The 22,202-nt window shown below is 54.2% G+C and carries 24 protein-coding genes; 3 read left to right on the top strand and 21 right to left on the bottom strand.

The window, feature by feature from the left end:
* Positions 1-20 precede the first annotated feature (20 nt).
* The 12 genes from nanQ to zapE form a co-directional block, all read right to left on the bottom strand.
* Positions 21-488: an N-acetylneuraminate anomerase gene (gene nanQ, locus HU143_RS02505; protein WP_000979907.1), complete on the bottom strand. Its 468-nt coding sequence runs from the start codon at positions 486-488 to the stop codon at positions 21-23.
* Positions 485-1,360, bottom strand: coding sequence for an N-acetylmannosamine kinase (gene nanK / locus HU143_RS02500; protein WP_023226594.1), 876 nt, complete (start codon positions 1,358-1,360; stop codon positions 485-487). Before nanK ends, nanQ begins: the two co-directional genes overlap by 4 nt.
* Entirely contained in the window at positions 1,357-2,046 is a 690-nt protein-coding gene (locus HU143_RS02495; protein WP_000054439.1) for an N-acetylmannosamine-6-phosphate 2-epimerase, read from the bottom strand. Before HU143_RS02495 ends, nanK begins: the two co-directional genes overlap by 4 nt.
* 46 nt (positions 2,047-2,092) lie before the next feature.
* Positions 2,093-3,583 (bottom strand): sialic acid transporter NanT, encoded by a 1,491-nt coding sequence (gene nanT / locus HU143_RS02490; protein ID WP_000108071.1) that lies wholly within the window; start codon positions 3,581-3,583, stop codon positions 2,093-2,095.
* 115 nt (positions 3,584-3,698) lie between these two features.
* Positions 3,699-4,592: an N-acetylneuraminate lyase gene (gene nanA / locus HU143_RS02485; protein ID WP_001029667.1), complete on the bottom strand. Its 894-nt coding sequence runs from the start codon at positions 4,590-4,592 to the stop codon at positions 3,699-3,701.
* 134 nt (positions 4,593-4,726) lie between these two features.
* Positions 4,727-5,518, bottom strand: coding sequence for a transcriptional regulator NanR (nanR, locus tag HU143_RS02480; RefSeq protein ID WP_000382926.1), 792 nt, complete (start codon positions 5,516-5,518; stop codon positions 4,727-4,729).
* Between the two features lie 108 nt (positions 5,519-5,626).
* Positions 5,627-6,127: a ClpXP protease specificity-enhancing factor gene (gene sspB / locus HU143_RS02475; protein ID WP_000366112.1), complete on the bottom strand. Its 501-nt coding sequence runs from the start codon at positions 6,125-6,127 to the stop codon at positions 5,627-5,629.
* A gap of 5 nt (positions 6,128-6,132) precedes the next feature.
* Complete coding sequence (gene sspA / locus HU143_RS02470; RefSeq protein WP_000257298.1) at positions 6,133-6,771, bottom strand: stringent starvation protein SspA; 639 nt, start codon at positions 6,769-6,771, stop codon at positions 6,133-6,135.
* A gap of 262 nt (positions 6,772-7,033) precedes the next feature.
* Positions 7,034-7,786, bottom strand: coding sequence for a DUF695 domain-containing protein (locus tag HU143_RS02465; protein ID WP_000950539.1), 753 nt, complete (start codon positions 7,784-7,786; stop codon positions 7,034-7,036).
* Positions 7,787-7,985: 199 nt separating this feature from the next.
* Positions 7,986-8,378, bottom strand: a complete 393-nt coding sequence (rpsI, locus tag HU143_RS02460; RefSeq protein WP_000829815.1) for a 30S ribosomal protein S9 — start codon at positions 8,376-8,378, stop codon at positions 7,986-7,988.
* A gap of 15 nt (positions 8,379-8,393) precedes the next feature.
* Complete coding sequence (rplM, locus tag HU143_RS02455; RefSeq protein ID WP_000847559.1) at positions 8,394-8,822, bottom strand: 50S ribosomal protein L13; 429 nt, start codon at positions 8,820-8,822, stop codon at positions 8,394-8,396.
* Positions 8,823-9,124: 302 nt separating this feature from the next.
* On the bottom strand, positions 9,125-10,249 hold the full coding sequence (gene zapE, locus HU143_RS02450; protein WP_001191222.1) for a cell division protein ZapE: 1,125 nt from the start codon (positions 10,247-10,249) through the stop codon (positions 9,125-9,127).
* Positions 10,250-10,441: 192 nt separating this feature from the next.
* Here zapE and zapG point away from each other — a divergent pair, with 192 nt between their 5' ends.
* The 3 genes from zapG (at position 10,442) to degS (ending at position 13,527) form a co-directional block, all read left to right on the top strand.
* The gene (gene zapG / locus HU143_RS02445; RefSeq protein WP_001519074.1) at positions 10,442-10,840 is read left to right on the top strand and encodes a Z-ring associated protein ZapG; all 399 of its coding nucleotides are present in this window, start codon (positions 10,442-10,444) and stop codon (positions 10,838-10,840) included.
* A gap of 156 nt (positions 10,841-10,996) precedes the next feature.
* Entirely contained in the window at positions 10,997-12,364 is a 1,368-nt protein-coding gene (degQ, locus tag HU143_RS02440) for a serine endoprotease DegQ (protein WP_000716692.1), read from the top strand.
* 92 nt (positions 12,365-12,456) lie between these two features.
* The gene (gene degS / locus HU143_RS02435; protein ID WP_000497705.1) at positions 12,457-13,527 is read left to right on the top strand and encodes an outer membrane-stress sensor serine endopeptidase DegS; all 1,071 of its coding nucleotides are present in this window, start codon (positions 12,457-12,459) and stop codon (positions 13,525-13,527) included.
* A 33-nt stretch (positions 13,528-13,560) separates the two neighbouring features.
* Here degS and HU143_RS02430 read toward each other — a convergent pair whose 3' ends face one another.
* From HU143_RS02430 to HU143_RS02390, 9 genes are all read right to left on the bottom strand, one after another.
* Positions 13,561-14,292 carry a triphosphoribosyl-dephospho-CoA synthase gene (locus HU143_RS02430; protein WP_023226595.1) on the bottom strand — a complete coding sequence of 244 codons (732 nt, stop codon included), beginning with the start codon at positions 14,290-14,292 and terminating at the stop codon, positions 13,561-13,563.
* Between the two features lie 19 nt (positions 14,293-14,311).
* The gene (locus tag HU143_RS02425; protein WP_064441820.1) at positions 14,312-15,613 is read right to left on the bottom strand and encodes an oxalacetate decarboxylase subunit beta; all 1,302 of its coding nucleotides are present in this window, start codon (positions 15,611-15,613) and stop codon (positions 14,312-14,314) included.
* 15 nt (positions 15,614-15,628) lie between these two features.
* Positions 15,629-17,398, bottom strand: a complete 1,770-nt coding sequence (oadA, locus tag HU143_RS02420; protein WP_064441643.1) for a sodium-extruding oxaloacetate decarboxylase subunit alpha — start codon at positions 17,396-17,398, stop codon at positions 15,629-15,631.
* A 16-nt stretch (positions 17,399-17,414) separates the two neighbouring features.
* Positions 17,415-17,654, bottom strand: a complete 240-nt coding sequence (locus tag HU143_RS02415; RefSeq protein ID WP_023227760.1) for an oxaloacetate decarboxylase subunit gamma — start codon at positions 17,652-17,654, stop codon at positions 17,415-17,417.
* A 155-nt stretch (positions 17,655-17,809) separates the two neighbouring features.
* Positions 17,810-18,427, bottom strand: a complete 618-nt coding sequence (gene ttdB, locus HU143_RS02410; protein WP_023218130.1) for a L(+)-tartrate dehydratase subunit beta — start codon at positions 18,425-18,427, stop codon at positions 17,810-17,812.
* Positions 18,427-19,326, bottom strand: a complete 900-nt coding sequence (gene ttdA, locus HU143_RS02405; RefSeq protein WP_000045349.1) for a L(+)-tartrate dehydratase subunit alpha — start codon at positions 19,324-19,326, stop codon at positions 18,427-18,429. The genes ttdB and ttdA overlap by 1 nt, the downstream gene beginning before the upstream one ends.
* 32 nt (positions 19,327-19,358) lie before the next feature.
* On the bottom strand, positions 19,359-20,627 hold the full coding sequence (locus HU143_RS02400) for an SLC13 family permease (RefSeq protein WP_000433390.1): 1,269 nt from the start codon (positions 20,625-20,627) through the stop codon (positions 19,359-19,361).
* A 210-nt stretch (positions 20,628-20,837) separates the two neighbouring features.
* Positions 20,838-21,503, bottom strand: coding sequence for a GntR family transcriptional regulator (locus tag HU143_RS02395; protein WP_023227759.1), 666 nt, complete (start codon positions 21,501-21,503; stop codon positions 20,838-20,840).
* Complete coding sequence (locus HU143_RS02390; protein ID WP_023227758.1) at positions 21,490-22,119, bottom strand: GntR family transcriptional regulator; 630 nt, start codon at positions 22,117-22,119, stop codon at positions 21,490-21,492. The genes HU143_RS02395 and HU143_RS02390 overlap by 14 nt, the downstream gene beginning before the upstream one ends.
* Between the last annotated feature and the right edge of the window lie 83 nt (positions 22,120-22,202).

Genomic DNA, 22,202 nt, shown 5'->3' with positions numbered 1-22,202 from the left:
AGACTGCTCCGGCAAGAGATTCAGGCCGCCAGCAGACTGGCGCGTACTTTCACTACCACTTTCTTGATGTCATCCGGCTCACCCACTGCACATCCCGGTTTATGCGGTTCTCCTGGCATAAACACAGCAAACATCCCCGCTTGCAGCGTAATAGTCTGCTCGTCGGCAATTTGACTACAAAGCTGGTAATCCTCTTCAACGTGCATCCCCTCGCACTGGCGAGCGGCACCGGACATCCCAAACGCAATACGCTCGACGCCGGTTAGTAGTAGCTGAATATCAATGTATTGTTCATGCAATTCCGCTTTCTTCTCGGCCGGCATTTGCGTCGTTAACTGCATTACATTCATAAAGACATTGTCGCCCTGCAATTCATAGCGCCCCGGCGCTTTCTCCTGCGGCCTTGCCGCCAGCGCGAGAGTCAAGGCATCCAGCAGTCGCGGATGCAACCCGCAAGAAGGCAACGACTGTACTTCCCCCATCATCATAATGTGTCTCCTTGAGCTAACAAAGCAGCGCCTAATAATCCTGCGTCATGCCGATAGCGAGCGGCGCTCAGCGCCACGTGATAAGGCGCAGGCTCTTGCATCAAAAACGCGCGAACCTGCTCCAGGTATCCCTCAGCTAACCCTACGCTGCCGCCAATGACCACACACTGGCAGTCGGTAATCGCTTTCACATCGGCGATCATTCGCGCTATTACCTGCGCGGATTGGCTTACCAGATGTCGCGCCTGCTGATAACCTTCGCCAGCGCGAATAAATAGGGTTTTGGCGTCGCATCCCGCCAGATCGTCCCGCGCCGCCGCGGCCATCCCTCGTCCGGAGGCGATAGCCTCTACGCAGCCAACGCGTCCACAGCCGCATACGGGCCCGTGTGGGTCCGCCAGGGTGTGTCCCAGATGCCCGGCCAGACCTCCTTTTCCGGTAAGGAGTTTGCCGTCGCAGACAACGCCGCCACCAACGCCGGTTGAAACGGTGATAAATACCATATCGCGGATATCATCAGGGAGCGCGTGATACTCCGCCCAGGCCGCCGCCTGCGCGTCGTTCACCGCCAGCGTCGGCAGGCCTGCGATCGTTTCCAGTGTTTGTACTAAAGGAAAGTGTAGCAAGCCGCCCAGATTATGGGGGTTTAGCGCCAGCAGCATCCCTTCCTGAATGATCCCGGTAGAAGCTATCGCTACCTGACGCGCCTCTGCCCGTAGTGGTTCAACCAGCGCCTTTAATGCTTCACGTAACGCATCCGGCGTTTTGCTCGCGGGGGTCGGTAGCTCGCGACGCTGGCTAATGCGCAAGTTTTTGTCGATGAGCGCGGCGGCAAGTTTAGTCCCGCCAATATCAATTGCTAACGTAGTCATGACGCCGCCTTTTTTAATGCGTCGTTATACCATCCACAGATATGTTCCAGACGGGTAATGGCGGACCCCACCGTCACCGCCCATGCGCCATAGCGGATCGCCTCCGCTGCCAGTGCTGGCGAGTTATAGCGCCCTTCGGCTATTACCCGGCATCCGGCGTCATGCAACGCTTTGACTAAGGGCAGATCGGGTTCCTCCGGCGTATCGGGGGTGGTGTAGCCGGACATTGTCGTGCCGATAATGTCCGCGCCCAACCGTTGACAGGCGAGACCATCGTCCACGGATGAGCAGTCGGCCATCGCCAGTAGATGGTGGTGATGAATGCGCGCCAACAACGCCTCAACGGCTACCGGCCGTTGCCGAGCGGTTCCATCAACGGCGATAATAGCTGCTCCGGCCTGTGCCAGCGCATCTACATCGTCGAGAAAAGGGGTAATGCGCACTGGAGAGTCGTCCAGATCGCGTTTGATAATGCCGATAATGGGTACCGAAACGAGCGAGCGGGTCATACGCAGGTTGTCTATGCCTTCAATACGCACCGCAACCGCGCCCGCCTGTTCCGCTGCCAACGCCATTGCCGCTACAATCTCCGGCTTATCCAGCGGACTGCCCGGAACGGGCTGGCAGGAGACAATCAGGCCGCCAGAAGCGGCAATATTTTTATCCAGTTGTTCAAGTAACGACATACTACTCCCTTACAGATATTGCCCGGTTGAAAACCGGGCAAGCGGATTAACTTTTCGTTTTTACAAAGGCACCTTTACCACTGCCAAGCGGTACGGCTCCGCTGAACGGTTTGTCGTCGATAGCATCGTGGGTACGTAACGCTTCCGGACGTAGCCAACGCTGTACGCGAGACGGCATATCAAGCCCAATAAGCAGGATCACGACAAATGTCAGGCTGAAAGAGAGCGATGCCAGCGCAGTGCCCAGATCCAGACGTTGAGCGATCAGCGCTCCCAGGATCGGTGCCAGCGCGCCGCCGAGCGCGCCGACGTTATAAGTAAAGCCCAGCCCCGCCGCGCGCTGATCGGTATCGAAGTAACCGCCGATCAGTTTCGGCAGAATCCCGGCAATCCCCTGCCCCAACATCTGTTGGAAAAACAGTAGCAGACCCAGAACCCAGACGTTTGTGCCGCCAATCGCAAAGACCGGAATAATGAGGATTTGCGAGGCCAGCAGGCTACAGACATATGCTTTACGCGTTCCCAGCCAGTCGCCAAGAAAACCGCCTACGCAGCAACCAACCGCCGCGCCAAATCCGCTAAAGAACAGGACATTCGCCACCGTATGCGGATCGTAGGCCAGCTCGGTTTTCAGATAAGTGGGTAATAGCGCCTGAATCGGCCAGGAATAGAGGAAAGCAAACAGTACCACCAGCATCAGCATGACGCCAGTGGGCCAGCGTTTACCGCTGCTCTGCACCATAAAGCTGATAAAGATAACCGCGCACAGTAGTCCCAGCCCCGCCACAATCGCAGCATTTTGTAGGTTACCGGCAAAACAGAACCACAGCGCAGCGGCGGCGGCGAAAGTCATTAAAATGTTGATGATGCGATGTTCGCCCCGATAAAGAATGTCGACCATCGTACGTACCGGCGCTTTACCCGCGTGTTTCTCTTTCCAGTCTTCCGCTTCCGGAATGTTTTTCCGCAGCCAGAGAGCGAAGATAATTGGCAAAATGCCAATGAAAAACAGCGCGCGCCAGCCCCAGACAGGCACCACCAGGCTGTACACCTGCGCGGCAACGACCGCGCCGACGGAGAAGCCGGAAATCAGAAAACCGCTGGCTTTATTGCGTAAATGTTTTGGCCAGCTTTCAATCACATAGGTCGCGCTGGAACCATATTCGCCCGCCATGCCCATACCAATCACCAGTCGGGCGATGAACATGGTGGTGTAACCGGGCGCAAACCCGCAGGCCAGGGTTCCCACCGAAAACAGGATGATGCTGCTGACCATCGCCAGACGACGCCCATAGCGATCGCCCATCGCGCCCAGTAATAACCCGCCGAACCAGCGAGAGATAAAAGCCGCAGAAATCAGGCTTGCCGCCTGTACCGTCGTCAGCCCAAATTCGCTTTGTACCTCAGTCAGTACAAGAGCAATCAACACAAAATCAAAACCATCAAGCAGATATCCCAGCCAGGCAGCGGAAAATGCCCGCCATTGCGCCCGGTTGAGATGGCGATACCACGGGATGTTCTGGGTAGAAGTACTCATTTTACTCTCCCGACGATTTTTGTTGTCGTTATGCCGAATGGCGGCTCCGCCTTATCCGGCCTACTGTTCGCACTGTTGTAGGCCGGGCAAGCGTAGCGCCCCCGGCATTATGCTGTTACGCCTTTTCTTCCATCAGTTGTTGCGCCAGCGCCTTGAGCGCCGGCAGGTATTTTTCATCAACAGGCGCGAACGGTTTACGACACAGCGGCACCGATACCACGTCCATATAATGCAGGACCGTTTTCAGGCCGCGGAATACGCCGGTTTTAATCAGTAAATCAATAACCTTATTGCACTCGGTTTGCAGACGCTGCGCTTTCGCCACATCGCCCTCACGTAATGCCTGAACAATCCCCTGATAACGCCAGCCCATAATGTTGTATGTGCTGCCGATACCGCCGTCCGCGCCCGCCAGCAGACCGGAAGCGAAGATTTCGTCATAACCATTGTACAGCACCAGATCCGGATGCGCGCGGCGGATCTGCTCCATCTGGAAGAGATCGCCGGAGGTTTGCTTCAGCGCGCTCACGCCCGGTAATGTCACCAGCGTATTGATCTGATCGAGGGTAAGTTTTACGCCGCTTAACGCCGGAATGTTGTATACCACCATCGGCAATCCATCTGCGGAATCAATGATTGCCCGATAATGGTCACAGTGCTCTTCAAAACTGAAAGGGTAATAAAAAGGCGTCACCGCAGAGACCGCATCAAAACCGTAACGCTTTGCGGCGCTGGCAAGCTGCTGGCTTTCTGCGGTGCTTACTGTCCCGACATGGGCGATCAACGTGATTTTTCCCTTCGCCTCTTCGGCGACAATCTCCAGTACCTGCTCTCTTTCAGCAAGGCTCTGTACGAATGCTTCCCCGGTGGAACCGCCAACGTACAGCCCGTCGATACCCTGCCCGATGTTAAAACGCACCAGACGGCGCAGGCTTTCGCTATCCAGTTGCTGCTGATGATCAAATGGGGTCAACAACGCCGCCATTACGCCTTGCAATGCTTTTGCCATACCTACCTCTACGGATGATGAATATATTAACTACCTACCTTTATACCTGTTATACCAGATCAAATAAGCAGCAAATAATACAGAACGCTTATAGTGCGATCTGCTTCACTAAACTGGGATCGGAGGCGCGATCGCTACCGCATTTTTTGACTTTTTTTACCGAGCGCGTGCCAGGTAGCGGAAACGCTATTGAGGTGGGTTTGCAGAGCGCGATCCGCTTTATCGGGATCTCGCTGGCGAATGGCATCAACAATCACAATATGCTGTTGATAACTCACGTTATTATGTTCATGCAGCTCACGATCGGGAACGCTTGGGCGAGCGGCGATTAGCCAGTCCAGCAGAGCAACATGAATAGCCATAAAGATCGGATTGCCGGGAATTTCAGCCAACACCCGGTGAAACTCGACATCCGAACGAATAAACAGCGCGTTGTCATCCAGCGACTGGCTATTAATTTCCAGCGCTTTCGTTAACAACGCGATCTGCTCGTCGGTAGCATGTTCCGCCGCATAGCGTACCAGGCTGGATTCAAAGAAAAGCCGTAGCTGTTCAAAGTGAGCGATGCCGCCAGGATGAGTAAGAAAATCTTTCGCCATACCCGACAGTTCGCTGATGATGGTATCAGCGGAGGGGCGCGAGACGCGGGCGCGTTCGCCGTTATTGATTTGCACCAGACCTTTACGCTTCAGCGCAGCTAACGCTTCACGCACGGAGGGACGTCCCACATTGAAGAAGGCCATTAATTCACGTTCAGACGGTAGCTGTTCTCCCTCGCCAAACTCATGACGGCGGATCATCTGCTCCAGCTCTTCCTCAACCATTTCAGACAGTTTTTTACGCGCCAGCGGGCGGCGGCGCAAACTACGCCCGAGGGATGTCGGAGAATCTTCTGCTTGCGAATCAAATGCGTTCATAACGTCCATTCATGAGTGGTCGGTGGCAAATAATAGCAAGCTTATCGTAACACAGCTTTAAAAGCAGGGTGAACCCGAGAGGAGACCAAACAAAACAGGCCCTTCAGGGCCTGTTGATTATTTTACTACACGCAGCGCCGGACGTCCGCCACGCGGCGGAGGCGGCTCGTCATCAGGACTACTGTCGTCATCGTGGTCGGGCTTATCACCATCAATGACGGACATCACGGTCTCGCTTTCCGCGCCTGCGGTATTGTCATCATCATTTAAGCTGACAACGTCTTCATCATAGGCGGCTTCAGGCTCAAACATGGTGCCTGCGCCATTTTCACGGGCGTAAATCGCCAGCACCGCAGCCAAAGGCACAGAAACCTGACGGGGAACGCCGCCGAAGCGCGCATTAAAACGCACTTCATCATTAGACAGCTCCAGATTACCTACCGCTCGCGGCGCAATATTGAGGACGATTTGCCCATCGCGCGCATATTCCATAGGGACATGCACGCCAGGCAGCATCACATCCACCACCAGATGCGGGGTCAACTGGTTATCCAGCAACCACTCGTAGAAAGCACGCAACAGATAAGGACGACGCGGCGTCAACTGTGACAAATCCATACAGGTTAACCCCGACCGAGGCGCATTTCACGTTCAGCTTCGGTTAAAGAAGCCAGGAAAGAATCACGTTCAAAGACGCGGGTCATATAGCCTTTCAGCTCTTTCGCCCCTGCGCCGCTGAATTCAATACCCAACTGCGGTAAACGCCACAGGAGAGGCGCCAGGTAGCAATCAACCAGGCTGAATTCGTCGCTCAGGAAATACGGTTTCTGACCAAATACTGGCGCAATCGCCAGCAGCTCTTCACGCAGTTGTTTACGTGCAGAGTCGGCCTCGGAAGCAGACCCGTTTACGATGACGTTCATCAGCGTATACCAGTCTTTTTCAATACGGTGCATGTACAGACGGCTTTCACCGCGCGCGACCGGATAAACCGGCATCAGCGGCGGATGAGGGAAACGCTCATCCAGATATTCCATAATGATGCGAGATTCCCACAGGGTCAGCTCACGATCCACCAGTGTCGGAACGCTTTGATTCGGGTTGAGGTCAATCAGATCCTGAGGTGGATTGTCCTTTTCCACATGTTCGATCTCAAAACTAACACCCTTTTCAGCCAACACAATGCGGACCTGATGGCTATAGATGTCAGTAGGACCAGAAAACAGCGTCATTACCGAACGTTTGTTGGCAGCGACAGCCATGAAAACCTCCAGGTATATTCAGAATTTTTACTGCTACCAGCCACAATGTGACCAGCCAGATGTTATGTCACCCAGGGCGAAAAAAGCCATCATTGCTCAGAAACGAGACAAAAAATGAACATTCCCCGCTATTTGGGCAGAAAATTGGATGATAGTTTACCAGATTTTGTGACCTTTGTGGTGAGTCGATTCTGGAAATGAGGAAAAAGAGATATTCCTGGTCTGAAATGCTCGCCCCACCTGAGATATTGTCTTTCGCCTGTTATGCCTGTACTACCGGTGCGCCCCAGCCATCAAAACTGCCGCCATGTTTTTCAGCCAGATCGGTAAGCTGGCAAGTGATTTCTGTCATATGCCATTGTTGCGGAGCATCGGTGCTGATAAAAGACGCCATAAACCCCTGTTGCGGGTCATTCATTCGAATACTGACCAGCGTTATGCCATACGGTAATGCAGCAATATCTTGCGCCAGGTCGCGCGCGGCGACTTCTGTAGGCAATGTCGCATAATAATCAATAGCGCGCGGAAGCGTCAGATCATCACCTTGTTCCTGTAATCCTCGGCACACGCGGGAATCGTGTATCCAGTTCCAGTCGTATCGGGTTGGATACAAGAACTGGCGGTAAAAGTTTCCTTTATCATTGTGACTCTCTCTATAACTAAAAGAGATTTCCGGGCCACCAGCGAGCAATTTATCCAGCGTCTTTTCCCAGTTAAGATCCTCTTCCGACATGAACACAAAATCGCGCCAGCCTTGTTGGGTAACCACACCCACCAGCCAGATCGGAAACGTCTTCCCCTTTTCATCAAGCCAGTCCTCTATACGATTTAAACGCTGTGTTTCATCGGGCTGCGGCAAACCATTTTCATAACAGTTGGTGTAATGAACACGTAAGAACCCGGTATGGATAAGGCGATCAAATTTTTCATCCTGGATGGCGCCGATATCCACACGTATCCCCGTAACATGGTCATCCACCGTTGTTATAAAGAATTCCCATTTATTCGACAGCATTAACGACTCTTTCTTAGTAAACAATGCGTTAAAAAATCCCACTGTGACTTCCTTTTCTCTGAGCGTGCATGAAAAATGAATAAGATGAGAATAATGCTAAAGATAGGGAGGAAAAGAGACTGGATTCGGACTTTAGCCATAAAAAAACCCGCCGAAGCGGGTTTTTTCGCTAACAGTTGTCTGCCGAAGCAGAACCCCATTAACGTTTGGAGAACTGCGGACGACGACGTGCTTTACGCAGGCCGACTTTCTTACGTTCAACCTGACGAGCGTCACGAGTAACGAAGCCAGCTTTACGCAGTTCGCCACGCAGGGACTCGTCGTACTCCATCAGAGCGCGGGTGATACCGTGACGGATCGCACCAGCCTGACCAGAGATACCACCACCTTTAACAGTGATGTACAGATCCAGTTTCTCAACCATGTCGACCAGTTCCAGCGGCTGACGAACTACCATGCGGGCAGTTTCACGACCGAAGTACTGTTCCAGAGAACGTTGGTTGATAACGATTTTACCGTTGCCCGGTTTGATGAAAACGCGAGCTGCGGAACTTTTGCGGCGACCAGTGCCGTAGTATTGATTTTCAGCCATTGCCTATAATCCCGATTAGATGTCAAGAACTTGCGGTTGCTGTGCCGCGTGGTTGTGCTCGTTGCCCGCGTAAACTTTCAGTTTACGGAACATAGCACGACCCAGCGGGCCTTTTGGCAGCATGCCTTTAACCGCGATTTCAATCACACGCTCAGGACGGCGGGCAATCATCTCTTCAAAGGTCGCTTGTTTGATACCACCGATGTGGCCGGTGTGGTGATAGTACACTTTGTCAGTACGCTTGTTGCCGGTTACAGCAACTTTGTCAGCGTTCAGAACGATGATGTAATCACCAGTATCTACGTGCGGAGTGTATTCCGCTTTGTGCTTACCGCGCAGGCGACGAGCCAGTTCAGTAGCCAGACGGCCCAGAGTTTTACCGGTCGCGTCAACAACATACCAGTCGCGTTTTACGGTTTCTGGTTTAGCTGTAAAAGTTTTCATTAAAAGCTTACCCAAATAAATAAGTTACACGTTGGTGAACACCCAAACGTTTTAAATAGTTGAGGTTCACACGACAAAGTCCGGTAAACCTACCCCCTCGGATATGTTTAGCCGGCACAGAGAAAGTTTGGGAAAAAACTCTCTTGTAACGTGGGGTGGCAGGATTATAGAGAAGTCCAGGTCAAAGATCGACCCCTTTTTGCGATTTGCCGCGGGTTTTGTTCAGGCCTGGTTCCCCCTCCGGTAGGGGAGGTTGCACAGATATGATACCGCACAATGCCGGGGCGCTGCGCTTGTCCGGCTTACGGCATATGCTCCCGCTTGAGGTACTCCGCACTCTGCATCTCTTGCAGGCGCGACAGACAGCGCTGAAATTCAAACTTGAGCCGCTCCCCCTGATAAATCTCATATAACGGCGCGGCGGCGCTGACCACCAGCTTAACGTGGCGCTCGTAAAACTCATCCACCAGCGCAATAAAGCGGCGCGCTTCGTTCTCCATCAGCGGCGTCATGACCGGCACGTCAAACAGCAGAACCGTGTGAAATAACCTTGAGAGCGCAATGTAATCATGCTGGCTGCGGGCCTCGACGCACAGCGTAGCGAAAGAGACCGCTAGCGTTTGGTTTTCAACGCCCAGGGTGGATAAAGAGCGATGATTGATTTCCAGCGTCGGAGCGTGCTCGCGCGCGGCCCCCGCTAACGCCAGCCACAGTTTATCCATTTGCCGCCGGGTTTCATCATTAAGCGGCGTTAGCCATAAATGGGCCTGCGTCAGCGTCCGCAGCCGGTAATCGACGCCGGCGTCCACATTCATAATGTCGCAGTGCTGTTTAATGGCATCGATAGCCGGCAGGAAGCGGGCGCGTTGCAAACCGTTGCGGTAGAGTTCATCCGGCGGAATATTGGAGGTCGCGACCAGCGTAATGCCGCGTGCAAACAGCGCTTTCATTAAACCGCCCAGCAGCATGGCGTCGGTAATATCGGTGACGAAAAACTCATCGAAACACAGTACGTCCGTCTCGGTTTTAAACCGATCGGCAATAATGTCTAACGGATCGATCTGCCCCTGTAGAGCGGTAAGTTCTTCATGCACGCGCAGCATAAACCGATGAAAATGCAGGCGTAGTTTTCGCTCGCCCGGCAGGCTGTGATAGAAGAGATCCATGAGCCAGGTTTTGCCGCGACCCACGCCCCCCCACATATACAGCCCGCGAACCGGTATTTGCGCGTCCGGTTCGTTTTTGCCTAATAATTTCCCCAGTCGCGCTATCAGTCCGCCGGGTGGCGTAGCCGACGATTTTTTCGCGGTGAGCGCCTGATAAAGGGTTTCCAGACGGTCGACCGCCTCTTTCTGTACGTCGTCAGGCTGATGGGTGCCTTCGTTGAGTGCCTGGAGATAACGCGATGTAGGGGAAAGGCTTTGCATAATGTTATTGTTATTCCTTGAAAATCGATGTGCCATCGTTCACGGCTGACGAAAAAAAGGCCGTTCTACACTACGCGATATGCTGTCGGGATTCCACTTCTACGGAATTAGCGGTTATAGTGGCATAATCAGGCGCGGGCATGGAGCCTGGAGCCAACACCCTACGGAAACATAAGACAACGGGAGATGTTCATGACCTGGGAATATGCGCTAATTGGATTAGTCGTCGGTATCATCATTGGTGCCGTGGCCATGCGTTTTGGTAATCGTAAGTTACGTCAACAGCAGGCATTGCAGTACGAACTGGAAAAAAACAAAGCTGAGCTGGAAGAGTACCGTGAAGAGCTGGTTAGCCACTTTGCCCGCAGCGCGGAACTGCTGGATACCATGGCGCATGATTACCGCCAGCTATATCAGCATATGGCGAAAAGCTCCAGCAGCCTGCTGCCGGAAATGTCTGCGGAGTCGAATCCGTTCCGTAACCGTCTGGCGGAGTCTGAGGCGAGCAACGATCAGGCGCCGGTACAAATGCCACGTGATTATTCTGAAGGCGCGTCTGGCCTGTTACGTAGCGGCGCAAAGCGCGATTAATCGCACGCCGTTAAGAAATTTATCGGGCGCATCGCTTGCGCCCTCTCTCTATCTTTCCTGTCCCAGCTATTATCATTGTTACCAGGCTGAAAATTCAATAACATCAATCTGTTTTGAATTGTCTATCCGTTCATTCAAGGTACGAGAGCAGCATCCATGAAAAAACACACCCAGCTGTTAAGTGCATTAGCGTTAAGTGTCGGGTTAACTCTTTCGGCGCCGTTTCCAGCCCTTGCATCGATACCAGGCCAGGTGCCAGGCCAGGCGACGCTGCCAAGCCTTGCCCCTATGCTGGAGAAAGTGCTGCCTGCTGTCGTCAGCGTAAAAGTCGAGGGAACCGCCGCCCAGAGCCAAAAAGTGCCGGAGGAGTTTAAAAAATTCTTTGGCGAGGATCTGCCAGACCAGCCGTCCCAGCCGTTTGAAGGACTCGGTTCGGGGGTGATTATCGATGCCGCGAAAGGCTATGTATTAACCAATAATCATGTGATTAATCAGGCACAGAAGATCAGTATTCAACTGAATGACGGACGCGAATTCGACGCGAAGCTGATCGGCGGCGACGACCAGAGCGATATCGCTCTGTTACAAATTCAGAATCCCAGCAAGTTAACGCAAATTGCCATCGCCGATTCCGACAAACTCCGCGTCGGCGATTTCGCCGTGGCGGTCGGTAATCCGTTTGGTCTTGGACAAACCGCCACCTCCGGGATTATTTCAGCGCTGGGACGCAGCGGGCTTAATCTGGAAGGACTTGAGAACTTTATTCAAACCGATGCCTCTATTAACCGCGGCAACTCCGGCGGCGCGCTGCTTAACCTGAACGGCGAGCTGATCGGGATTAATACCGCGATCCTCGCGCCAGGGGGCGGGAGCATCGGCATTGGCTTTGCTATTCCTTCCAATATGGCGCAGACGCTGGCGCAGCAGTTGATTCAGTTCGGCGAAATCAAACGCGGATTGCTGGGAATTAAAGGCACTGAAATGACCGCTGATATCGCCAAGGCATTCAAACTGAACGTTCAGCGTGGCGCTTTTGTCAGCGAGGTTTTACCCAATTCAGGTTCGGCGAAGGCCGGGGTGAAATCCGGAGACGTGATTATCAGTCTTAACGGTAAGCAGCTGAATAGCTTTGCCGAACTGCGTTCACGTATCGCCACCACCGAACCGGGCACGAAAGTGAAGCTGGGCCTGCTGCGCGATGGTAAGCCGCTGGAGGTGGAAGTCACGCTGGATTCCAATACCTCTTCTTCCGCCAGCGCCGAAATGATCGCCCCGGCGTTGCAAGGCGCGACGTTGAGCGACGGCCAACTGAAAGACGGGACGAAAGGCGTTAAGGTTGATAGCGTCGAAAAAAGCAGTCCTGCCGCGCAGGCCGGTTTGCAAAAAGATGATGTTATCATCGGCGTTAATCGCGATCGCATCAGTTCTATCGCCGAAATGCGCAAAGTGATGGCGGCAAAACCGTCCATCATTGCTCTTCAGGTAGTACGCGGCAACGAGAACATTTATCTATTGCTGCGCTAATCCTGTCTTAAACCGGGCATCAGCCTGCGATGTGATGTCCGGTTAACTCATGGTATGCTGCTGCCGTTCCCTTTTTTAACGACGCCTCCATCATGTTTGTGAAGCTCTTACGTTCGGTCGCAATAGGTTTAATTGTCGGCGCTATTCTGTTGGCCGTCATGCCTTCTTTGCGCAAAATTAATCCTATCGCCGTCCCGCAATTCGACAGTACCGATGAGACGCCAGCCAGTTATAATTTTGCGGTTCGCCGCGCCGCGCCTGCCGTCGTCAATGTCTATAACCGCAGTATGAACAGTACCGCGCATAATCAACTGGAGATCCGCACGCTGGGTTCCGGCGTGATCATGGATCAACGCGGTTATATTATTACCAACAAGCACGTGATTAACGATGCCGATCAGATTATCGTCGCGCTACAGGATGGCCGCGTCTTTGAAGCGCTACTGGTTGGCTCCGATTCGCTTACCGACCTGGCGGTGCTGAAGATCAACGCCACTGGCGGGCTGCCTACCATCCCGATTAATACAAAGCGTACACCGCATATTGGCGACGTCGTACTGGCTATCGGCAACCCATATAATCTGGGACAGACCATTACCCAGGGGATCATCAGCGCAACGGGTCGTATCGGCCTGAACCCGACGGGGCGACAGAATTTTCTCCAGACCGACGCCTCGATTAACCACGGTAATTCCGGCGGCGCGCTGGTCAACTCGTTAGGCGAACTGATGGGGATCAACACCCTCTCTTTTGATAAGAGTAACGATGGCGAAACGCCGGAAGGCCTTGGTTTTGCGATTCCCTTCCAGCTAGCCACGAAAATTATGGATAAGCTTATCCGCGACGGTCGCGTGATTCGCGGCTATATCGGTATTGGCGGACGAGAAATCGCGCCGCTGCACGCGCAGCAGGGTAGCGGCATGGACCCGATTCAGGGCATTGTCGTTAATGAAGTCACGCCAAACGGCCCCGCCGCGCTTGCCGGTATTCAGGTTAATGATTTGATTATTTCGGTCAATAATAAACCCGCCGTGTCCGCGCTGGAGACGATGGATCAGGTGGCGGAAATTCGCCCGGGCTCCGTCATTCCGGTCGTGGTAATGCGGGATGATAAGCAGCTCACGTTCCAGGTGACGGTGCAGGAATACCCGGCGTCGAACTAAAACGACGCAGCTTTTGCCCGCGTCGTTCGACGGCTAGTCAATAAAGACTGGCCCTGCCGGAAAATGTGCCAGGAAACTCGTGAAGATCAGCAGAGCGGGGAGACTTTTCTCCCCGACGGCTTCTTCACGCAGCGCCTTATCCAGTGCAAGCAGGCTATGCTCCCCCCCTTCCCCCAAAATGCCGCCCATCCAGAGCAGTCGTTGCGCCTGTTGACGCGCATACTGCGATGCGCTTTTCCAGGCAACCAGATGCAGCAACGTTTGTAACAGCAGGATCCGAGACGCGTGACCATCGCGTTGTAATCGCCTGAATACGGGTAATGCAATACTACGTACCGTCGAGAAACCGCTCGCCGCCTCCTCCTCAATCGGCGATAAACCAACAGCCGCCTGTTTGACGAAATCGCATAACTGATTGTGTGTTAATGGCCGCTCGCCTGCGCTCATATACCCTGCGGCAAAACAGAGTAACCCGATACCCTGAGCCCAATCGGTCGATGGCAGAATCCCCTGCGGAACATTCGGTGCCGACGTCTGTGCGGCACAAAGCCCCTCGTCGTAACACTGTGCAAAACGTTGCTCATATATTGCTGAGTTGACGCCAGACCACGGCAGCAAATGCAGCGCTGGCTCAAGCTCAGTTATCTGATTCACCGTCTCAACAACATAACGCAAGATGGTTTCTCTGGATGGCATGGATGTACCTTGCCGAAACGCAACCATTTCACTCATTACTGTGTCCTCATTTTGCGGGAGCAGAATCACTGCTCCCGATTAGATTGGATTACATTGCCAGCACGTACTTCAGCATCACGCCCGCCGCAATGGCCGAACCGATAACCCCCGCCACGTTCGGGCCCATCGCGTGCATCAGCAGGAAGTTCTGCGGGTCTGATTCCAGCCCCACTTTGTTCGATACGCGTGCCGCCATCGGCACTGCCGACACCCCCGCCGAACCGATAAGCGGGTTGATTTTGTTCTTACTGCACAGGTTCAGCAGCTTCGCCATCAGCACCCCGGCCGCCGTCCCAATCCCGAACGCAATCACCCCCAGCAGCAGAATGCCCAGCGTCTGCGGCTGCAGGAACTTATCCGCGACCAGCTTGGCGCCCACCGACAGCCCGAGGAAGATGGTCACGATATTAATCAGCCCGTTCTGCACCGTGTCGCTCAGACGCTCCACCACGCCGCTTTCACGCATCAGGTTGCCAAAGCAGAACATCCCCAGCAGCGGCGCGGCGTCCGGCAGCAGCAGCGCCACCAGCATGAGCAACACCACCGGGAAGAGGATTTTTTCCCGCTTACTCACCGTGCGCAGCTGCACCATGCGGATTTTCCGCTCTTTCTCGCTGGTCAGCGCGCGCATAATCGGCGGCTGGATTAACGGCACCAGCGCCATATACGAGTACGCCGCCACCGCAATGGCCCCCAGCAGCTCCGGCGCCAGCTTGCCCGACAGATAAATCGCCGTCGGGCCGTCCGCGCCGCCGATAATGCCGATGGCCGCCGCCTGCGGCAGGGTGAAGGCAATCAGGCCGAAGTAGTTCAGCGTCAGCGCCCCCAGCACGGTGGCGAAGATGCCGAACTGCGCCGCCGCGCCGAGCAGCAGGGTGCGCGGATTCGCCAGCAGCGGGCCGAAGTCGGTCATCGCGCCCACGCCCATAAAGATGACCAGCGGCGCGACACCGGAGCCAATCGCCACTTTATAGAACAGCGCCAGCACCCCCGGCGTGTAGCCCATGTCCACCGCCAGGTTCTCCATCTGGCTCTGCACCGACGGCAGCGCCAGCGCTAATGCCTCTTTAATGGCGTGCACGTCCGGCGCGCAGTTCAGCTTCGCGGCAATCACCGCCAGCTGCCCGGCGTCGTGATGCGCCAGCAGGCTTTCCAGCGCGGTCAGCGCCATACCCGCTTCCGGGATGTTGGAGAGCAGCCCGCCGAAGCCAATCGGCAGCAGCAGCAGCGGCTCGAACTTCTTCGCTATCGCCAGCCACAGCAGCAGCAGGCTCACCAGCAGCATGATGGCCTGGCCTGCGCCAAGGTGCATCAGCCCCATGCCCTGAAGCAGGGCGTTCAGACTTTCCATTTCCGCTCCTCGTCCTTACGCCAGCGTCATCAGGGTGTCGCCGACGGAGACCGCATCGCCGGACTTCACCGCGATACCGCGTACCGTCCCGGCCTGCGCGGCGCGGATTTCGGTTTCCATTTTCATGGCTTCCAGAATCAGCAGCACATCACCTTCGGCCACCGTCTGGCCTTCAGCGGCAATCACCTTCCAGATATTCCCCGCCAGCGGGGCGGTGACCGGGGTGCCGGCGCCCGCCGGGGCGGCTGCCTGAACCGGTGCGGAAGACGGGGTGGCAGCAGTGAGCTGGCTGATATCGCCACCGTCGCTGACCTTCACCACAAAGGCTTTGCCTTCCACTTCCACGGTGTAGATACCGGAAGCTGCAGGCTTCTCTGCTTTTGCCACCGGCTGCGCGGCTTCCGCCTGCGGTACCGGCTCAAACGCCGCCGGGTTATGGCGGTTCTCAAGGAATTTGAGGCCGATTTGCGGGAACAGCGCCACGGTGAGCACGTCGTCGATGGCGTTTCCCGCAAGCTGAATGCCCTTCTCCTGCGCCTGGCGCCTGACGTCCGCTTCCAGTTCAGCCAGTTCCGGTTTGAGTAAATCCGCCGGACGGCAGGTTACCGGAGCGCTCCCTTCCAGCACGCGGGCCTGTAGCGCGGCGTTAACCGGCACCGGGGTGTGGCCGTATTCGCCTTTCAGAATGCCGGCGGTTTCTTTGGCGATGGTTTTGTAGCGTTCGCCGGTCAGGACGTTGAGCACCGCCTGGGTGCCGACAATCTGCGAGGTCGGGGTCACCAGCGGGATAAAGCCGAGGTCCTCGCGCACGCGGGGGATTTCCGCCAGCACCTGGTCGAGTTTGTCCGCCGCGTTCTGCTGCTTCAGCTGGCTTTCGAGGTTAGTGAGCATTCCGCCCGGCACCTGCGCCACAAGGATGCGGCTGTCGTAGCCTTTCAGCTGGCCTTCAAAGGCGTGGTACTTTTTGCGCACCTCGCGGAAGTACGCGGCGATATTTTCCAGCTTCAGGATATCCAGCCCGGTGTCGTGCTCAGTACCTGCCAACGTCGCCACCAGCGCTTCGGTGGCCGGGTGGCCGTAGGTGGCGCTCATGGAGGAAATCGCCGTGTCCACGCCGTCGACGCCCGCTTCAATGGCCTTCAGCAGCGCCATCTCCGCCATCCCGGTGGTGGCGTGACAGTGCAGATGCAGGCGCACCTCAAAACGTTTTTTGATTTCGCTGACCAGCTCATACGCCGCCATCGGCGTGAGAATGCCGGACATATCCTTAATCGCAATGGAATCGACGCCTGTTTCCAGCAGTTGCTCCGTTAAATCCAGCCAGGTCTGCAGCGTGTGGGCCGGGCTGGTGGTGTACGAGAGTGTGCCCTGGGCGTGGGCGCCGTGGCTGCGCACCGCCTGCAGGGCGGCCTTCATATTGCGCGGGTCGTTCATGGCGTCGAAGACGCGGAACACGTCCATGCCGTTTTTCACCGCGCGTTCGACGAAGCGCTCCACCACGTCGTCGGCGTAGTGGCGGTAGCCGAGCAGGTTCTGGCCGCGCAGCAGCATCTGCAGCGGGGTTTTGGGCATGGCTTTTTTGAGTTCGCGCAGGCGCAGCCACGGGTCCTCGCCGAGGAAACGGATGCAGGCGTCAAAGGTGGCGCCGCCCCAGCACTCCAGCGAGCCGTAGCCCACGTCGTCGAGCTGAGCGGCAATCGGCAGCATATCGTCAAGGCGCAGGCGGGTGGCGAACAGGGACTGGTGGGCGTCACGCAGGACGACGTCGGTAATGGCAATGGTCATGGATCCCTCCGGGAAATTAAACGTGGTGGCGGTGATGGTGAATGGCGGCGGCAATCACCGGCTTTAAGCGGGTGAAGTCGTCCGCGGGCGCGGCGCGCGGTGCTGGCGCGGCGACGGGTTCCGGGAAGAAGCGAGTAATCACGGCAGACATACCGCGAATGGCAAAGATCAGCAGGAACAGAAACGCCAGCACGAATCCCATGCCGAGGAGCATCAGAGTGAAGCCTTCACCTAATAGCAGAGCTGCATTAGTCATAAAATAGCCTTCAGGCAGGAGGCACGATAATGGGGCTATTTATGACGATGAAATAATAAGGGTGGATTTCCCTGAGCCGCCCCGGCCAGAGCCCTTGGTTATTATTATCGTCATAACGTATTACCACCATTATCGTGCAATTTACGTAATCAGGTTTATTTGATGAAACTTACGTTCTGGCATATTTCATCAGCGACGAGCTCTTTACGCTGATTAAAAATAATTTTGTTCTGTTCAAACAGATTATTCCCATGGGTATCAATAGAAACAATCAGCGGGCCAAACTCTTTAACCCGACAGACCCACAGCGTTTCCGGCATCCCCAGATCGCGCCATTGGGCATCTTCAATTTCTTCCACGCACACGGCGGCTACAACCGCACAACCGGCAGGGAATACGCAGTGCAGCGCTTTGTGTTCAGCACAGCCCTCTTCGGTACCTTTACCCATACCGCCTTTACCCACAATTAATTTCACGCCAGTCTGCGCAATAAACTCTTTTTCGAATTTCTCCATACGCATGCTGGTGGTTGGTCCAACGGAGACCATTTCAAACTTATCGTCTTCGCCTTTAATTGGGCGGACAATTGGGCCAGCGTGTAAAATAGCGCCGCCGCGAACATCTACCGGAAGTTCGCGACCACCTTCAATTAAACGGCGATGGGCTACGTCACGGCAGGTAACAATATGACCGTTGAGATAAATAATATCGCCAGCCTTAATATCCGCTAAATCTTCATCTTTAATTGGCGTAGTCAGGATTTTTTTAGTCATCAGAAATTCACTCCGCTGTGAGACGTAATGGTGTAATTCAAATCTTTATCGAAAACGATATGCCCTTTACGGTGCGACCAGCAGCCGACGTTTACCGCCACGCCGATGGTAGAAGGATGACGCGCGGTGTTTTCAATGTTCACGCCCATAACGGAGGTATTACCGGACATCCCCTGCGGCCCCAGGCCAATTTTGTTAATGCCGTCTTCCAGCATTTTTTCCAGCGAGGCTGCACGCTCATTCTCGTTATGCGAACCGATCGGACGCATCAGCGCTTTTTTCGATAGCAGTGCCGCCGTTTCAACAGAGGTCGCTACGCCCACGCCAACCAGCAGCGGCGGACACGCGTTGAGGCCGTAGCTGGTCATCACATCCAGTACAAAGCGGGTCACGCCTTCATAGCCAGCACCCGGCATCAGCACCATCGCTTTCCCCGGCAGAGAACAACCGCCGCCCGCCATATAGGTATAAATGCTGCACTGATCGGAATTGGGAACGATCTCCCAGAAGACCGTCGGCGTACCTTTACCCACGTTTTTACCGGTGTTGTATTCATCAAAAGTTTCTACGCTGTTGTGGCGCAGCGGAGAATCTACAGTTGCTTTGATCACCGCCTCACGCAACAACGCTTCCAGCTCGCCAATCAGCGGAAAGTTCGTCCCGCACTCCACCAGAAACTGAATGACACCGGTGTCCTGGCAGGAAGGTCGATCCAGCTCTTTCGCCAGCCGCTGGTTCTCAATCATGGTAGTAAAGATGACGTCGGCCAGTTTACTGGTCTCTTTCTTATGCAAATCTTCCAGTTTTGCAGTGACATCATCAGGCAAAACTTTGCCGGTATATCCCACAAACTTGGCCATAACGTCGGTCATATGGGATATCTGTTCACTTTTACTCATAAATGCTCCTTAGTCAGAACAGCTTCCGTTAATTACGGATGAAAAGGGAAAAGGATTGGCAGCAGGATCAAGCTGACAATGGTTGAAACGATAATCAGGGGGATACCGGCCTTAGCGTAGTCGACAAATTTATAGCCACCCGCGGAGAGCACCATCATGTTGGCAGGCATACCGATAGGGGTTGCGTAGGCGCAGGAACCGCCAATGACCGTCGCCATCAGAACCGCACGCGGGTCGGCCCCCATGCCTGCGGCAATGGACAAACTCACCGGCACCAATAGCGCTGTCGTTGCGGTATTGGACATAAAGTTGGTCATCACAACGGATAAGGCGAAAACGGCGATCAGCAACATGAACGGTGAGGAGTTTTGCCCCAGCATGCCGATTACATAGTCCGCAACCAGCTTGCCTGCCCCGGTCATTTCCAGCGCTTTTGCCAGCGCCAGGGTGCCGCCAAAGATAAAAATAGTCTGTGAATCAATGGCTTTATAGGCCTGTTTTTCCGTGAGTACGCCGCTTACGACCAGCACAAGAGCGCCAATACAACCGGTCACGGCCAGGCTGACACCGATCTTCTTCTCAAAGATCATGCCGAGGATCGTTGCGATCAACACCACGAGTGAGAGCCGTTGTTTCCACTGTGGAACATGGCTGTAGTCACGTTGCTCCCCGACGCTCCCCACCTCACCGCCGGTCGCATTATTCGGCAGGAAGCGATAGCCAATAGTCAGGAAGTAGAGAATGCCGCAGATGAGCATCGGGAGACCGATTTTTGCGTATTCAAAAAAGCCAAAGCCGCCGCCAATATTCTGTAGCGCAGACTGCGCGATAAGATTTCCCGGCGCGCCAATTAACGACAGGTTACCGCCCAACGCAGCGGCGAAAACCAGCGGCATCAGTAGACGAGAACGCGAGAAGCCCGATTTTGCCGCCACGCCGATCACCACCGGAATCAAAACCGCAGCGGTACCGGTGTTAGAGAGGACGCCAGACATCAAACCCACCACCACCATAATGGTGAAGATCAGCTGTTTTTCTGTTTTCGCGAAGCGCGTGATGACGCCGCCCACTTTGTTTGCCATACCGGTCTCGAACAACGCGCCCCCCACGATGAACATCGCGACAAAGAGGATAACGTTAGTGTCGATAAAGCCAGCAAAGGCCTGTTTGATATTCAGAACGCCGGTGATCACTAAGGCCACGCAGACAATCATGGAAGTGACGGCAAGTGGCACTTTTTCCCATACAAACATGACGATAGCGAACACCAATAAACATAAGGTAAGGGTAATGGGTTCCATATTTATAATTATCCAATCAATGATATATGATATTGTATCCAATGTTGACAGGGAGAAATTATTCCCATACAAAAACTAAGTCAAATCGTTTCTCAGGAAAGATGCAGGAGTGGGATCTACATCAAGATCGTAGTTGGATCGTTACTGGACGTGATTAATAGAATTGAAGAATTGGTTGAAGCGCCTGCGATGCTCACGCAGGCGAAAAGATCAGGCAGAAGGGTCACCAACATAGCGGGTCAGCATATTCTCCATCGAGCGAATAATGTGATCGCGCATGCGCTGGCGAGCCAATGTTTCGTCATGAAGTTCAAGAGCTTGCAGAATACTTTTATGTTCCTGAATGGAAATCACGGCATACTCTTCTTCGGTGACCTTATGGCCCATCGACAGGCCGTTCCACATATTACAGAGCAACATTTTCATTTTTTCGTTGCCAGCAACATTCCATATTTCCATATGAAATGCCTGATTCAGGTCGGAGTATTCCGCCGAGTTATTTTCCGCGAGAGCCTTTTCAGCGGCATAATGCACCTGGGCTATCCGCGAGATATCGGTGCCAGGACGAGAAGCTTTAGCCACCGCCTCACTTTCTAACAGCGCGCGAATTTCATAGTGTTCGCGGATCGTTTGTTCATTGATGCCCAACACCACCGCCCCTTTATTAGGGCGCACTTTTATCAGCCCATCCGCCGCCAGAATCTGAAACGCCTCGCGCACTGGCATACTGGACACGCCGACCATTCCGGCAATGCCTTCTAACGTAATCTCCTGCCCTTCCACTAACTCCCTCGAAAGAATCGCTTTACGCAGCACCGCCGCGACCTGTTCTTTCGCTGAAAGAAGCTTAATCTTCCCTAACTTAGGCTTCTGCACTTTCCCAATCCTTCATATGTTGACGCATTATTTCTGCTAAAGAGAGGAAATAACGCTGCATAACTTGCCCAATCTCATCACGCCGCCCCTGGCGTATGACGTCAGCCAGTTCAGCGAAAAGCTGCGCCGACTCCTGATTATCTTTTTTCAGATGCAAAATAACATAAGAGACATAACCGTCCAGGAACTGCTGATACACCTTTTCCAGATAGCGGTTATTCACATAAGAAATCAGCATCGCATGACACTCCAGTTCGCAGGATTTGTCTTCTGCGACAGCCAGCGCTTGCGCACGTATCAGGAGGGCATCGCCTGCTTCGCTGGGTATCAGCGAAAACATTTCGGCGGCCATCGCGGCAATCACGCGAAAAATATGACTCACGCGATCGGCCTCAAGATGCGCGACCTGCATGTGCCTGTTGGGCAGTCGGATTAAAAAACCTTCCTGTTCGAGTGACTGTAGCGCTTCTCGAACCGGCATTCGTGAAAGACCGAGCTGCTCCGCAATACTTTCCTGCGCGAGTTCTTCTCCCGCTTTTATATTGCCGGAAAGAATTTCATAGCGAAGCATTTGCGTAATGTGATCGCGGGTTTGCGTTCTTTGGATCTTTTTCACGACGTTCTCGTTAATAACCGATAAGACGTGAGGAGTTTAGCAGATTTAGTGCTTGATTTCGTGGCTTGTTTACAGTCAAAGAA

It is taken from the genome of Salmonella sp. SJTUF14076, assembly GCF_015534835.1.
Lineage (GTDB): Bacteria > Pseudomonadota > Gammaproteobacteria > Enterobacterales > Enterobacteriaceae > Salmonella > Salmonella enterica.
The sequence above is the reverse complement of the archived record's forward strand: the minus strand, read 5'-3'. Positions and strand labels throughout refer to the sequence as shown.

Bases quoted from the DNA above. Each gene is read 5' to 3' on its own strand.
- nanQ (WP_000979907.1), bottom strand. From the start codon at position 488: ATGATGATGGGGGAAGTACAGTCGTTGCCTTCTTGCGGGTTGCATCCG.
- nanK (WP_023226594.1), bottom strand. From the start codon at position 1,360: ATGACTACGTTAGCAATTGATATTGGCGGGACTAAACTTGCCGCCGCG.
- HU143_RS02495 (WP_000054439.1), bottom strand. From the start codon at position 2,046: ATGTCGTTACTTGAACAACTGGATAAAAATATTGCCGCTTCTGGCGGC.
- nanT (WP_000108071.1), bottom strand. From the start codon at position 3,583: ATGAGTACTTCTACCCAGAACATCCCGTGGTATCGCCATCTCAACCGG.
- nanA (WP_001029667.1), bottom strand. From the start codon at position 4,592: ATGGCAAAAGCATTGCAAGGCGTAATGGCGGCGTTGTTGACCCCATTT.
- nanR (WP_000382926.1), bottom strand. From the start codon at position 5,518: ATGGACGTTATGAACGCATTTGATTCGCAAGCAGAAGATTCTCCGACA.
- sspB (WP_000366112.1), bottom strand. From the start codon at position 6,127: ATGGATTTGTCACAGTTGACGCCGCGTCGTCCTTATCTGTTGCGTGCT.
- sspA (WP_000257298.1), bottom strand. From the start codon at position 6,771: ATGGCTGTCGCTGCCAACAAACGTTCGGTAATGACGCTGTTTTCTGGT.
- HU143_RS02465 (WP_000950539.1), bottom strand. From the start codon at position 7,786: ATGCTGTCGAATAAATGGGAATTCTTTATAACAACGGTGGATGACCAT.
- rpsI (WP_000829815.1), bottom strand. From the start codon at position 8,378: ATGGCTGAAAATCAATACTACGGCACTGGTCGCCGCAAAAGTTCCGCA.
- rplM (WP_000847559.1), bottom strand. From the start codon at position 8,822: ATGAAAACTTTTACAGCTAAACCAGAAACCGTAAAACGCGACTGGTAT.
- zapE (WP_001191222.1), bottom strand. From the start codon at position 10,249: ATGCAAAGCCTTTCCCCTACATCGCGTTATCTCCAGGCACTCAACGAA.
- zapG (WP_001519074.1), top strand. From the start codon at position 10,442: ATGACCTGGGAATATGCGCTAATTGGATTAGTCGTCGGTATCATCATT.
- degQ (WP_000716692.1), top strand. From the start codon at position 10,997: ATGAAAAAACACACCCAGCTGTTAAGTGCATTAGCGTTAAGTGTCGGG.
- degS (WP_000497705.1), top strand. From the start codon at position 12,457: ATGTTTGTGAAGCTCTTACGTTCGGTCGCAATAGGTTTAATTGTCGGC.
- HU143_RS02425 (WP_064441820.1), bottom strand. From the start codon at position 15,613: ATGGAAAGTCTGAACGCCCTGCTTCAGGGCATGGGGCTGATGCACCTT.
- oadA (WP_064441643.1), bottom strand. From the start codon at position 17,398: ATGACCATTGCCATTACCGACGTCGTCCTGCGTGACGCCCACCAGTCC.
- HU143_RS02415 (WP_023227760.1), bottom strand. From the start codon at position 17,654: ATGACTAATGCAGCTCTGCTATTAGGTGAAGGCTTCACTCTGATGCTC.
- ttdB (WP_023218130.1), bottom strand. From the start codon at position 18,427: ATGACTAAAAAAATCCTGACTACGCCAATTAAAGATGAAGATTTAGCG.
- ttdA (WP_000045349.1), bottom strand. From the start codon at position 19,326: ATGAGTAAAAGTGAACAGATATCCCATATGACCGACGTTATGGCCAAG.
- HU143_RS02400 (WP_000433390.1), bottom strand. From the start codon at position 20,627: ATGGAACCCATTACCCTTACCTTATGTTTATTGGTGTTCGCTATCGTC.